Below are 12906 nucleotides of genomic sequence, written 5' to 3'. Positions count from 1 at the left end.
CTTTTCAATCAGATAAGCCGCTTTGCAGGGCAGATGGTCGAAATTTGATCTGCTCCACACAACATTTCTTTTCGATAGCTTATATTTTTGTTCGAAAATGAGTGAGTCAACGGCATCGGCAAAAATCTGAGGGGAAGAGTGGGATGAGTGGTGAATATGACGTAAACCTGCGCTACGGCGTGGATACCGCAATGAATCTGGCCGGCAAAGTGGCCGTCGTGACCGGCGGGCTGGGCGGTATCGCGATGGCGACCAATGGCATGTTGCTGGAGAAGGGCGCGAGTCTGGCACTACTCTATCCGCCGTTTGAAGCAGAGAAGGTGGCCAGCCTGAGGGCAGATTTCCCCGTCGAGCGGGTGCAGTTTGTCTGCTGTGACGTTACCGATCCCGCGTCGGTTGAACAGGCTTTTGACGATGTGGTTTCCCACTATGGCCGGATCGATATCCTGGTGAACTGCGCAGGCTACGTGATGCTGCAGCCGGTGATCGAGACCGATTTTGCCGAGTGGCAGAAGCAGATTGCGGTGAATCTCACCGGGCCTTTTCTCTGCTCACAGGCCGCCGCACGGCTGATGATCCGTGCCGGTGCGGGCGGCAAAATTATTAATATCGCCTCCCAGGCGGCATCCATCGCTATCGACAACCATGTCGCCTACACCTCAGCCAAAGCGGGCCTGCTGGGCATGACCAAAGTGATGGCCAAAGAGTTTGCCCCGCATCGGATTAACGTTAACACCCTGTCGCCCACCGTGGTGCTGACGCCGATGGGCGAAAAGGCCTGGCGCGGCGAGAAGGGTGAGCAGATGAAGAAGCTGATTCCGCTCGGTCGCTTTGCCTATACCGATGAGATCGCCGCTGCGGTGCTGTTTTTCGCCAGCAACGGCAGCGACATGATCACCGGCGCCGACTTGATGATCGATGGGGGCTTTACCATCTGGTAAGGCCAATCCTGCACCCGGGAATTCATACCCTGCCATAACGATAAGAGAGAACATCATGAAAAACCGTACCTTGCTGTGCACTGCCGTGGCTGCCTGTCTGGTTTCGCAGGCGGCGTTTGCCGCCGAAAAGGGCACCATTATGATTCTGGTTAACTCACTCGATAATCCCTACTACGCCTCCGAAGCCAAAGGCGCCAATCTCAAAGCACAGGAGCTGGGTTACAAAACGACGGTGCTGTCGCACGGCGAAGATGTGAAGAAACAGAGCGAACTGATCGACGCCGCTATCGGTAAAAAAGTGCAGGGTATCGTGCTGGATAACGCCGACTCCACCGCCAGCGTGGCGGCGATTAAAAAAGCCAAAGATGCCGGGATCCCGGTGGTGCTGATCAACCGCGAAATCCCGGTGGATGATGTGGCGCTGGCACAGATCACCCACAACAACTTCCAGGCGGGTTCAGACGTTGCCAACGTCTTTGTTGAAAAGATGGGCGAAAAGGGCAAATACGCCGAACTCGCCTGTAACCTGGCGGACAACAACTGCGTGACACGCTCGAAATCGTTCCATCAGGTGCTGGATCAGTATCCTGATATGCAGAGCGTGGCGCGTCAGGATGCCAAAGGCACGCTGATCGACGGCAAGCGCATTATGGACAGCATCCTGCAGGCGCATCCGGATGTGAAAGGGGTGATCTGCGGTAACGGCCCGGTGGCGCTGGGCGCCATAGCCGCGCTGAAGGCGGCCGGTCGCAACGATGTCATCGTGGTGGGGATTGATGGCAGCAACGACGAACGCGATGCGGTGAAGGCGGGCACGCTGAAAGCCACGGTCATGTTGCAGGCGCAGGCGATTGCCGCTGAAGGGGTGACCGATCTCGATAACTTCATTCAGAAGGGCGTGAAGCCGGAAAAACAGCGGGTGATGTTCCGCGGCATTCTGATTACCCCGGAAAACGCTAAAGGTGTACAGGACTTTAACTACAAGTCGTAATTAAACGCTGTCGCGCCTGCGAAAGCGGGCGCCAGGGAGAAGATGATGTCCCGAAGAGTCTGGCTGACGCTGGTGGTCTTGCTGTTAAGCGGTTGCAAAATTGTGTCGCAGCAGGAGCTGGCTGCCCTGAAAAATCCCCCCAATCCGAAAATGGCGAACATCGACCAGCTCTGGCAGCAGAAACTGGTGCCACAGGTTCAGGCAGAGGCTAAACCGCTGGCGACGCTGATGAAGTCGCTGCAGTCTGCCAAAGACTTCGACAGTGCCTGTCAGAGCTACGGCTATCGCAGTCAGGCTGAGAATCCCTGTGTGTTCAGCGTCTCGGTTAGCGGCGAGGTGACCGCCGTAAATACCACGTCACGCAGCGGGAAGATGACCGTGAAAGATGAATCAGGTGACAGTGTCACAATCCAGGTAGGGCCAATCATTCGTGGCACCGCTTTGCGGGATGTCTACAAAGGCGTGAGCTATCAGGACTTCAATGACCAGGTGCTGTTTGGTGATTACGGCAAGGCGATTAACCAGCACGCCTCCACTCTGATGCAGCAGTTTGCGCCGAAGGTGGGCGATAAAGTGAGGGTTTCCGGCGTGTTTAGCAGCTGGGACATTCCGCAGCAGCTGCCGGATATCACTCCGGCTGCGATCACCCGGCAATAAGGAGCGGCAGATGCAAAATCCTCAACCGCAACAGTCCGGCGACGTGATTATCGAAACGCGCAACGTGTCGCGTCTTTATCCCGGCGTGACCGCGCTCGATCAGGTCAGTTATCGGGTCTACCGCAATAAAGTTAACGTGCTGATCGGTGAGAACGGCGCCGGAAAGTCCACCATGATGAAGATGCTGGCGGGTGTAGAGACGCCGTCGTCGGGCGAGATTCTGCTGGATGGCAAGGTGGTGTCGCTGAACTCCACGCATCAGGCGGAGAAGCAGGGGATCAGCATCATTTTTCAGGAGCTGAATCTGTTTCCCAACATGAACGTGATGGACAACATCTTTATCGCCAATGAGTATTTCCAGCGCGGGGTGATCAATGAAAAGTATCAGTACGCGCTGGCAAAGTCGCTGCTGGAGCGGCTGCAGCTGGATGTCGATCCTTACGCGCCGCTGGGTGAGCTGGGTATTGGTCATCAGCAGCTGGTGGAGATCGCCCGGGCGCTGTCGAAGGATACCCGGGTGCTGATCATGGATGAACCGACCAGCGCCCTGAGCCAGTCTGAAGTGAAAGTGCTGTTTAACGTCATCGATCAGCTTAAGCGGCGTGGGGTCACCATTATCTACATTTCTCACCGGCTGGAAGAGCTGATGGAGATTGGCGATCACATCACCATTTTCCGCGATGGCCGTTTTATCAGTGAGCGCGAGGTACGGGACGCCAGCGTGCCGTGGATTATCGCCCAGATGGTGGGTGACAAGAAAAAGCAGTTCGACTATCAGCCTGCGCCACAGGGGGAAACGGTGCTGGAGGTAGAGGGCCTGACTGCGCTGCATCAGAACGGCGGTTACAAGCTTAATGACGTCAGTTTTACGCTGCGCAAAGGCGAGGTGATCGGCATTTATGGTCTGCTGGGTGCCGGACGCACCGAGCTGTTCAAGGGGCTGATTGGCCTGATGCCCTGTCAGTCGGGCCGGGTACGTTTAGCGGGCAGGGATCTGGCGAAGCGCAGCTTCCAGCAGCGGCTGAAAAGTGGCATAGCGCTGGTGCCCGAAGATCGCAAAGGCGAAGGGGTGATTGAACTGATGTCGGTCACCGCCAACATGACGCTCTCTGACTTCAGCCTGCGCGGTTTTCGACGTGCGCTGGGGCTGTTGAATCCTGCCAGGGAGCAGCAGCGGGTCAGTGAGATGATCGGCCATCTGGCGATTAAAGTCAGCGATCCCGACCTGCCGGTTACGGCGCTGAGCGGCGGTAATCAGCAGAAAGTGGTGCTGGGTAAAGCGCTGATGACCGGGCCACAGGTGGTGCTGCTGGATGAGCCAACGCGCGGTATCGACGTGGGTGCCAAAACCGACGTCTATCACCTGATTGGCAGTCTGGCACAGCAGGGGCTGGCAGTGATGTTCTCCTCGTCTGAACTGGATGAGGTGATGGCGCTGGCGGACCGCATTTTAGTGATGGCCGATGGCCGGATTACTGCCGATCTGCCGCGCGCAGCGGCGACGCGAGAACATCTGATTGCGGCATCAACCCCGCAGGATTAAGAGCCTGACCCATCAGGCTATTTTATTTGTCCGTCTGAACCTGGGCAGTGGTCACACAGGCTGCTTTAGCAACCTGAACGCCCGTCAGGGCGGCCCTGAAGGGGCGAGCACAGCGAGTAATCTTCACGTACTGCGTGTACGTGCCGGTTGTTCCGCGCTGTCCGTGTCCAGACTGCCTGAAACCATTACGCCTGGCGGGCCAGGCTCTAAGCTGGCCGGAGAATTTCATGAACCAAAAATATCTGCTCTATATGTACCTGCTCAAGGCCCGCACCTTTATTGCGTTGCTGATTGTGGTCGGCTTTTTCAGCGTGATGGTGCCGAACTTTCTTACCCCCTCTAACCTGCTGATCATGACGCAGCACGTGGCGATTACCGGCCTGCTGGCCATTGGTATGACGCTGGTGATCCTGACCGGCGGTATCGATCTCTCGGTGGGTGCGGTCGCCGGGATCTGCGGCATGGTGGCGGGCGCACTGCTCACCAATGGTATCCCATTGTGGGGCGGCAATACGCTGTTTCTCAACGTGCCTGAAGTGATTCTGGTGGTGGCCATCTTTGGCGTGCTGGTAGGACTGATTAACGGCACGGTGATCACCCGACTGGGCGTCGCACCCTTTATCTGCACCCTGGGCATGATGTATGTGGCGCGCGGTGCGGCGTTGCTGTTCAACGACGGCGGCACCTACGCCAACCTGGTGGGAGTGCCCGCGCTGGGCAACACCGGCTTTTCGCTGCTCGGCTCCGGCACCGTACTGGGCGTTTATCTGCCAATCTGGCTGATGCTCGGCTTTTTACTGCTCGGCCTCTACCTGACACGCAAAACCCCGCTGGGTCGTTACATCTACGCCATTGGCGGCAATGAGTCCGCCGCGCGACTGGCGGGTGTGCCGATTATCAAGGTGAAAGTCTTTGTCTACGCCTTTTCCGGCCTTTGCGCGGGACTCGTCGGGTTGGTGGTGGCCTCTCAGTTGCAGACCGCGCACCCGATGACCGGCAACATGTTTGAGATGGATGCCATTGGTGCCACCGTGCTGGGCGGCACTGCGCTGGCGGGCGGACGTGGCCGGGTTTCCGGCTCGATTATTGGCGCTTTCGTTATCGTCTTCCTGGCGGATGGCATGGTGATGATGGGCGTCAGCGATTTCTGGCAGATGGTGATCAAAGGTCTGGTGATTGTGACTGCGGTAGTCATCGACCAGTTCCAGCAACGTCTGCAAAGCAAAGTGGTGCTGCTGCGTCGCCATGAAAAAAAGCAGCAGGCAGCCCCCCTTACTGATGTTCGTCACAGTTAACAGGAGCGATTATGAGCCGCGAACAACGTGGAAAAACAGTGGTGATAACCGGTGCCTGTCGTGGCATCGGGGCCGGGATCGCGGCGCGTTTCGCCCGCGACGGGGCCAGGCTGGTGATGGTGTCGAATGCTGACCGGGTGTTCGCTACAGCCGACCAGCTTCAGCAGCAGTATGGCAGTGAGATTCTGGCGCTGCAGGTCGATATCACGGATGAAGCTGCGGTTCAGCAGCTCTATCAGCAGGCCTTTGAACGCTTTGGTCAGATCGACGTCTCGATACAGAATGCGGGTGTGATCACCATCGACCGCTTCGACACCATGCCGAAAAGCGACTTTGAGCGGATTCTGGCGGTTAACACCACCGGCGTCTGGCTTTGCTGCCGTGAAGCGGCGAAATATATGGTGCAGCAGCGCAGTGGCAGCCTGATCAACACCTCATCGGGGCAGGGACGACAGGGCTTTATTTACACGCCGCACTACGCCGCCAGCAAAATGGGGGTGATAGGCATTACCCAGAGTCTGGCGCTGGAGCTGGCGCCGTGGAACATTACGGTCAACGCTTTTTGCCCTGGCATCATTGAGAGTGAGATGTGGGATTACAACGATCGCGTCTGGGGCGAGATCCTCAGCAGCGAGGAGAAAACCTACGGTAAAGGGGAGCTGATGGCAGAGTGGGTGAAAAACATTCCGCTGAAGCGTGCCGGTCAGCCGGAAGATGTCGCCGGACTGGTGGCCTTTCTGGCATCAGAGGATGCGCGCTACATCACCGGGCAGACCATCAATGTGGATGGCGGGTTGATCTTCTCCTGATGCGGTGAGAGATCGCAGGCCTGCTGTAAACGCAGGCCTTTTTCTGACCCGGACTTTTCTGTTATATGCACAATTCGCCGCTGCTGTCCTGCATCGCCGTCACAATATGTTAAGGTAATAGCTGATGATTTTTGTTTAATTGCAGCTACGAACTAATCAATGTGCCGGGTGACATGATACGGAAAACAGGGGTTCTCTCTTTGATTGCGCTGTCGCTGACTGCCACGCAGAGCGCCCGCGCCTTCCAGACTGAAACAGCGGTGTCAGAGACGCCATTCGACAATCCTGCGCGCTACAGTCAGTCGCTGCCGACGCTCGGCGGTGCCAGCGATCAGGATGAAGAGTGGAGCAAAAAGCTGGCGGCCGTGGCCAAAAGTATCGGTGAAGCGAGTAACAACAGCGACAGCAATGTCACGTTTGGTCAGCAGGCGGGCGTCTGGGCGTTCAATCATCTGCGCGATGAAGTGGCCGATCGGGTTGAGAGCGAAGGGCAGTCACTGCTTTCCCCTTACGGCACCGCGCAGCTGGATCTGAAAGTCGACATGAACGGAAACTTTACCGGCACCGGCGGCGATCTCTTCAGCGCACTGGCCGACGAAAACAGCCGGCTCACCTTCAGCCAGCTTGGTCTGCACGATACCGGCGATGGCCTGGTTGGCAATGCGGGACTGGGGCAACGCTGGGATGCCGGTGACTGGCTGCTGGGTTACAACGGCTTTGTTGACCGCGTGTTCAGCAGCGGCCTGCAACGCGCCTCTGTGGGCACGGAAGCGTGGAGCGATTCAATGCGCTTTTCGGCCAACTACTATCAGCCGCTTTCCGGCTGGAAAAATCTGGGCGATTCGCAGCAGCAGCGCATGGCGCGCGGCTACGATATTACCAGCCAGAGCTATCTGCCCTTTTATCGTCAGCTGGGCGTTTCGGTGAGCTATCAGCAATATCTGGGTGAGAATGTCGATCTGTTTAACAGCGGCAACCGCTATCACAATCCCTCCGCCATGTCGTTTGGCCTCTCTTACACTCCCGTGCCGCTGGTGACGCTGTCCGCTACCCATAAAACCAGCAGCGCTGGTGAGAGTCAGGATCAGCTGGGGCTGAAACTCAACTATCGCTTTGGCGTGGCGCTGCGACGTCAGCTCGATGCCGGAAACGTCGCTGAGGCGCACTCCCTGCGCGGCAGCCGTTACGATACCGTCACCCGCAGCGATACGCCGGTGCTCGCCTTCCGTCAGCGCAAAACGCTGTCCGTGTTTCTGGCAACCCCGCCCTGGCAGTTAAGCAGTGGCGAGAGTCTGCCGCTGAAGCTGCAGGTGCGCGCCAGCAATGCTATCAAGGCGGTAAGCTGGCAGGGTGATACGCAGGCGCTGAGCCTGACACCTCCGGCCAATAACGCCGATCCGCAGGGCTGGAGTGTGATCTTACCGCAGTGGGATCCGTCGCCAGACGCCAGCAACGAATATCGCCTGTCGGTAACGCTGGAGGATAGCAAGCAGCAGCGTGTGACCTCTAACTGGATCACCCTGAAAATTCAGCCACCGATGACCGTGGACGAGGCCCCGCAGAACGATCGTTATGATTTGATGGCACCCGGTGGCACCACACTTTAGCAGGAATGCTTTACTGCACAGAAAGGATAGAGGGGAGTTAATAGCGGCGGTGGTGTGCAGACGGCGTTGTTAACGTCTGCAGGCCCGACAGCGGTTACTGGCAGAGATAAGTTGTCGGGATGACGAAGGCGCGGCAGAGTGACATCACTATTGATCCTGAAATGAGAGCGGGAACCACTGGGTGAAAGCAGGAACGACGCTGCGCAGCGGGCAGGGTATTTATATTAAGAAGGCGCGGGCAGCGCCGCTGTTTAGCACAGCGGCCCGGTTATCAGTTAACCATGCTCATCACAATACGCACCGCTCTGGCGTAGACCTCTCGCTGACCGTTTACCGACCGTGCCTGCTGATGCTGCAGGAATGCAATTATGTCCTGTAAGCCTGCCGTCTTGCCTGACTTCAGCAGGCTCGACACGGCCTGCCCTACAACGGCATGGACGTCAGCCATATCTGCCGGTTTATCGGTACTCAATTGAAACTCCAGCGCAACCGTTCTGTTGAATAGCACCTGAAGAGGTAACACTCAGGCGATTCAGCTTTATCAGCCTGGTCACAGGTTTTTTATAAGCCAGCATCATGGCAGGGCCTTAAGCAGCTTTTCACGCAGCGTTGCCACCTGGGTTGTCAGCTCACCGAGTTCACTACAGGCGGTATCCATCACCGAGATCATATCAGCCGGGACGCCAGCCGCCGCGACTTTAAGCTGGTGGCCCTGTTCTGTCAGGGAGATCAGCACCCGGCGCTCATCATTTCCCGTGTCACGCTGGCGGCAGATAATGCCCGCGCTTTCAAGCCGCTTCAGAAGCTGGCTGAGCGTGCCGGAATCAAGCCGGACGCGTGCACCAATATCAGAGACGGTCAGGCGATCTTTCTCCCACAGCACCAGCAGCACCAGATATTGCGGATAGGTCAGACCCAGCGGTTTTAACCGCGACTGATAGAGCTTTGTCATGGCAAGTGAGGCGGAATAGAGCGCAAAGCAGAGAAACTGGTCGATGGTTTCAGGCGCTGCACTGGCGGGAGGCGTATCGGAGATCCCCGCGGGTTCGTCATTCATATCTTTACTCATTCTGAGTCCGGGGTGGGACAGCCAGACCGCAGGCTGTTGGTCAGCCGTGAAGTCTCGCGAATAGTATCTCGGGGAGATGTTGATTTCGGCAGCATCTCTTTCTGGTGTAAGACACCAGACTTTTAAGCGCTATCGCAGCGGGAGAAAAAGCCTTTAGCTGCGCCGCCGATTGAAAGTCGGCACAGTATTGAGTCAAATTAAATTGAAGTCAACATAACCGGTCGCAACCCTTGCGCACAACGTGCGCCGGGTGCAACGCAGCTAAGATCGGCAGGACAATTTCAGCATTTAACCCAGGCTGAAGCCGCCCGCCGATACGGCTTATACGGTGAAGGTCTCTACCATACCGCGCAGGTCGCGCGCCTGGGCCAGCAGTGACTGCGATGCAGAAGAGGACTCTTCCACCAGCGCGGCGTTATTCTGCGTGACGCCATCCATCTGACTCACCGCAATACTGACCTGGGAGATGCCCTGCATCTGTTCACCGGAGGAGAGGGAGAGGTTGTCCATAGCATCGGCCAGTTCACCGACGCGGCTGACAATCTTCAGGATGCGCTCACCCGTTCCGGCCGCTACGGTTACGCCATCCTCGACCTGCGTCACGGCCTGCTCAATCAGCTGCTTAATGTCGCGTGCTGCGGTGGCGCTGCGCTGGGCCAGTGAGCGGACTTCACCCGCGACCACGGCAAATCCGCGGCCCTCTTCACCCGCGCGCGCCGCTTCGACGGCGGCGTTGAGCGCCAGAATATTGGTCTGGAAAGCGATGCCTTCAATCACCGACGTAATATCGCGTACCCGAACGGCACTCAGCGAAATGTCATGCATGGTTTCTGACAGGCGCTGGACATCTGCTTCGCCCGCCTGGGCCAGGGTGGCGGCCTCGCGCGCTGAACCGGCAGTCTGCTGCGCGCCCGCGGCGTTGCTTTTTACCGTGGCGGTGAGCTGCTCCATGCTGGCGGCCGTTTCCTGCAGCGCAGCAGCCTGCTGCTCGGTACGGGATGAAAGCTCGGTATTGCCCTGCGAAATCTCATCGGCCGCCAGCGCCACTGAGGCGGATGCCCCTTTGATCTGCGTAACCAGTTCGCGCAGGTTGGTCTGCATGCCGCTGAGCGACGCAAGCAGGCTGGTGCTGTCGCCACGGCGCAGGGTGACCGGCGAGGTGAGATCACCGGCGGCTATCGCAGCAGCCAGCGTCTGAGCCTGCACCGGTTCGCCGCCCAGCTGGCGCATCAGTATCCGCACAATAAACGCGCAGGTGACGACGGCAGCCAGCACGGAGAGCACCGCCAGGATGATCAGTATCCAGGTGGTGCGGGCGATGGCGATGCCGTTATCCACTACCGCATCCCGGCTGCTGCGCATCTCAAGCTCGGTCAGATCGTTTATCGCCTTCAGCAGGCTCTGCTGAGCCGGACGCGCCACCTTTAACAGATAGTCGGTGACCTCCTGCTGACGATTTTCCATCCCCAGTTTCCCGGCGGTCATCAGCGTGGAGAGAGCGGCCTCTTCAGTGGACTCGATTCTGCTCATCGCCTCCCGTCCTGCCTGTCCGAGGTCGGTCTGCATCATGCCTGAGAGTACTTCGCGGTTGCTGATATAAAGCGCGCGCTGTTTTTGCAGACGTTCCCATTCTGGCTTCATGGCAACGGGATCGGTCAGCAGAGCAAGGTTACGCACCGCGATTGCCATATCCCGCACGCCACCGCGCATATCCAGCACCGTCTGGTACTTTTTCAAACGGACATTAACCACCTCGTCCATACCATCGCGAGCGCTATCCAGCGCGTGAATCGCGGTGCCGGTACAGATAATAAACAGCAGAATAAGCAAGCCAAAACCTGCGCTAAGGCGCGTTGAAATTTTCATCTCTCGTTCCGAAAGAGTTCATTGGGTAAACCGGTATCGGCAGGCGAGAGAACTTCTGGAGAGTTACGTTTAACTAAATTGTTCGCTATTTAATTTAACGAAATTAAAAACTGCACGTATACCCACCCCGTTATGCCACAAAAATCGTAACGGGAGTGATAACAAAATTCCGGCCAATATCCTGATAAATCGCTTTTTATCGCCTGACGAATGTGCGCCTTTTCGCGCGGTGCAGCCGCGCGATACGCCAGCGTCATAACCGGTTAAAAACACCGGAATGCACAAATTTAACCGGACGGGCCTGTTAATCTGGCCGCTGCTGCCGATAGAACACTATTCGACATTGATGACGTAACCGACACGCATCGGGCTCCGCAGAACGTCTGCCTCACTGCCGTAAGGCGGGTGAGAACGTGCGAATGCGATGAGTAAAAATAGCGGAGGGGTGATAATTGTCGGCAGCTTAGCAGACATTGTATGAGAAGTACGCCCCGGTTTTTTACTGAAAATTAAAACAAAACTCTGACACTTTCCATCACCGGGAACTAACGCATGCGCCTGAAACTTTTCTGGCTCGCAATGCTGAATATTGCGACCATCATTTTACTCTCCACGCTGTGGGAATTCGGGCTCGAGGCGTGGATCTCCAGCCTGCTGGGCCTGAGCTATGATCCCGATTTTGAAACCAGCGAGCGGCTGCGGTTTATCCTGACCTCCACCTCGTTTGCCGGACTGGCAATGATTATTCCGGCGCTGCTTATCGCGGGTCTGATCCGCAACACGCTGCGTGCGGAAAAAAATGCGCTCAGGCTGGCCGGAACTGATGCGCTGACGGGAATCATGAACCGCCGATCGTTCACTGCACACATTGCTGCGCTTGATGCCGACGGGACGCCCTACACCCTGACGCTGCTCGACATCAATGACTTTAAGAATATCAATGACCTGAACGGTCATCGTCAGGGCGACGCCACGCTGGTCGCGCTGGCCAATCTGCTGATCGCTTCGGCGGATACCGGGAGTCAGGTGTTTCGCATCGGCGGGGATGAATTTGCCATTGTTGCCCAGGCTTCACAGGCAGATCAGGCGCTGGCCGCCGCCGAAAGCTTCTGCCAGCATGCGGCATCCATCCGGACCGGTCCGCACACCTTCCTGAGCCTTTCAGCAGGCATTGCCAGCTCAGCCTGCACGGGTCAGGCTGATGTGGTGCGGGCGGCGGATCTGGCGTTGTACGAGGCGAAGCAGGATAAGTGCGCCTGTCTGGCACGATTCTCCCCGGACATGGAGCTGCGCTTTCGCCAGCGGGAAAGGCTGGAGCAGGAGGTTGTTGCCGCCGTTAGCGGACATGCCATCGTTCCCTTTCTGCAGCCGCTGGTTTCACTGCGCACCGGTAACATTACCGGCTTTGAGATACTGGCGCGCTGGATCACTGCATCTGGTCAGACGGTTTCACCTGCAGAGTTTCTGCCAGTGGTGGAGCGGCTGGGGTTGATGGACAGCATGACCGTGGCGCTGCTGCAGGATGCTGTCAGTGCAACCCGGGCATGGCCAGCCGGGCTCTGCCTGTCGCTGAACATTACCCCGGAGCAGTTGCTGAGACCGTCGCTGACCAGCTGTTTGTCCAGCATTATGCAGCATGCCGGGCCGGTAATGCTGGAACTTGAAATCACCGAACAGAATGTCATGGCCATTTCTGACGATGCCCGCCAGGCGATCCGTCTGCTGAAAGAGGCCGGTATCGGAGTGGTGCTGGATGATTTTGGCACCGGCTACTCCAACCTGTCGGTTTTGCTGGGGCTGGGTATTACCAAAATCAAAATTGACCAGACCTTTATCGCCGGAATCGTGACCGGATCTGAGCAGCGAAAAGTGGTGGAAACGCTGCTGGCACTCTGTCAGGGGCTTAATGTGATCATTACTGCTGAGGGCATTGAGGATGTCGCCACGCTGAGGTGGCTGAGAAAGCGCGGCTGTGATTATGGTCAGGGATATCTCTTCAGCCGTCCGGTTCCTGCCGGGCAGGCCACCACGTTGCTGGCGTCCGCTAACGTGGAGGAATTGATGCAGGAAGAGGCGATGGCCGTTAGCTTAGTCAGGTCGCTGGGCTGAAAGCGCGTAACACTCTCTG

11 protein-coding genes are annotated in these 12906 nt (G+C 57.4%); 8 read left to right on the top strand and 3 right to left on the bottom strand.

From position 1 onward, the window contains the following. Positions 1 to 143 precede the first annotated feature (143 nt). From ACK13D_RS03360 to ACK13D_RS03330, 7 genes are all read left to right on the top strand, one after another. Complete coding sequence (locus tag ACK13D_RS03360; protein ID WP_010245786.1) at positions 144 to 941, top strand: GolD/DthD family dehydrogenase; 798 nt, start codon at positions 144 to 146, stop codon at positions 939 to 941. 55 nt (positions 942 to 996) lie between these two features. Beyond that, on the top strand, positions 997 to 1932 hold the full coding sequence (locus ACK13D_RS03355) for a D-ribose ABC transporter substrate-binding protein (protein ID WP_010670004.1): 936 nt from the start codon (positions 997 to 999) through the stop codon (positions 1930 to 1932). Between the two features lie 45 nt (positions 1933 to 1977). Beyond that, a complete protein-coding gene (locus tag ACK13D_RS03350; protein WP_010245779.1) occupies positions 1978 to 2589 on the top strand; it encodes a DUF2291 family protein in 612 nt (203 codons plus the stop codon). 10 nt (positions 2590 to 2599) lie between these two features. Further along, positions 2600 to 4132, top strand: coding sequence for a sugar ABC transporter ATP-binding protein (locus ACK13D_RS03345; protein WP_033757441.1), 1533 nt, complete (start codon positions 2600 to 2602; stop codon positions 4130 to 4132). Positions 4133 to 4359: 227 nt separating this feature from the next. Continuing rightward, complete coding sequence (locus ACK13D_RS03340) at positions 4360 to 5427, top strand: ABC transporter permease (RefSeq protein ID WP_010245772.1); 1068 nt, start codon at positions 4360 to 4362, stop codon at positions 5425 to 5427. Positions 5428 to 5438: 11 nt separating this feature from the next. After that, positions 5439 to 6236, top strand: coding sequence for an SDR family oxidoreductase (locus ACK13D_RS03335; protein WP_010245769.1), 798 nt, complete (start codon positions 5439 to 5441; stop codon positions 6234 to 6236). Between the two features lie 173 nt (positions 6237 to 6409). After that, positions 6410 to 7843: a YchO/YchP family invasin gene (locus ACK13D_RS03330; RefSeq protein WP_171820329.1), complete on the top strand. Its 1434-nt coding sequence runs from the start codon at positions 6410 to 6412 to the stop codon at positions 7841 to 7843. Positions 7844 to 8114: 271 nt separating this feature from the next. Here the strand turns inward: ACK13D_RS03330 and ACK13D_RS03325 are convergent, their stop codons facing one another. From ACK13D_RS03325 to ACK13D_RS03315, 3 genes are all read right to left on the bottom strand, one after another. Continuing rightward, positions 8115 to 8315, bottom strand: coding sequence for a hypothetical protein (locus ACK13D_RS03325; RefSeq protein ID WP_194709459.1), 201 nt, complete (start codon positions 8313 to 8315; stop codon positions 8115 to 8117). Positions 8316 to 8417: 102 nt separating this feature from the next. Next, positions 8418 to 8912, bottom strand: coding sequence for a MarR family winged helix-turn-helix transcriptional regulator (locus ACK13D_RS03320; protein WP_010245760.1), 495 nt, complete (start codon positions 8910 to 8912; stop codon positions 8418 to 8420). A gap of 321 nt (positions 8913 to 9233) precedes the next feature. Further along, positions 9234 to 10778: a methyl-accepting chemotaxis protein gene (locus tag ACK13D_RS03315; protein ID WP_418795688.1), complete on the bottom strand. Its 1545-nt coding sequence runs from the start codon at positions 10776 to 10778 to the stop codon at positions 9234 to 9236. A gap of 552 nt (positions 10779 to 11330) precedes the next feature. On the opposite strand from ACK13D_RS03315, the gene ACK13D_RS03310 reads away from it, so the two are divergent. Then, entirely contained in the window at positions 11331 to 12887 is a 1557-nt protein-coding gene (locus ACK13D_RS03310) for a putative bifunctional diguanylate cyclase/phosphodiesterase (protein WP_418795687.1), read from the top strand. The last annotated feature ends 19 nt before the right edge of the window (positions 12888 to 12906 follow it).

Origin of the sequence: Pantoea sp. K16, assembly GCF_048452805.1 — a bacterium.
GTDB lineage: Bacteria > Pseudomonadota > Gammaproteobacteria > Enterobacterales > Enterobacteriaceae > Pantoea > Pantoea agglomerans.
The sequence above is the reverse complement of the archived record's forward strand: the minus strand, read 5'-3'. Positions and strand labels throughout refer to the sequence as shown.

Excerpts from the sequence above, each read along its gene's own strand:
- ACK13D_RS03360 (WP_010245786.1), top strand. The coding sequence starts at position 144 with ATGAGTGGTGAATATGACGTAAACCTGCGCTACGGCGTGGATACCGCA.
- ACK13D_RS03355 (WP_010670004.1), top strand. The coding sequence starts at position 997 with ATGAAAAACCGTACCTTGCTGTGCACTGCCGTGGCTGCCTGTCTGGTT.
- ACK13D_RS03350 (WP_010245779.1), top strand. The coding sequence starts at position 1,978 with ATGTCCCGAAGAGTCTGGCTGACGCTGGTGGTCTTGCTGTTAAGCGGT.
- ACK13D_RS03345 (WP_033757441.1), top strand. The coding sequence starts at position 2,600 with ATGCAAAATCCTCAACCGCAACAGTCCGGCGACGTGATTATCGAAACG.
- ACK13D_RS03340 (WP_010245772.1), top strand. The coding sequence starts at position 4,360 with ATGAACCAAAAATATCTGCTCTATATGTACCTGCTCAAGGCCCGCACC.
- ACK13D_RS03335 (WP_010245769.1), top strand. The coding sequence starts at position 5,439 with ATGAGCCGCGAACAACGTGGAAAAACAGTGGTGATAACCGGTGCCTGT.
- ACK13D_RS03330 (WP_171820329.1), top strand. The coding sequence starts at position 6,410 with ATGATACGGAAAACAGGGGTTCTCTCTTTGATTGCGCTGTCGCTGACT.
- ACK13D_RS03320 (WP_010245760.1), bottom strand. The coding sequence starts at position 8,912 with ATGAGTAAAGATATGAATGACGAACCCGCGGGGATCTCCGATACGCCT.
- ACK13D_RS03315 (WP_418795688.1), bottom strand. The coding sequence starts at position 10,778 with ATGAAAATTTCAACGCGCCTTAGCGCAGGTTTTGGCTTGCTTATTCTG.
- ACK13D_RS03310 (WP_418795687.1), top strand. The coding sequence starts at position 11,331 with ATGCGCCTGAAACTTTTCTGGCTCGCAATGCTGAATATTGCGACCATC.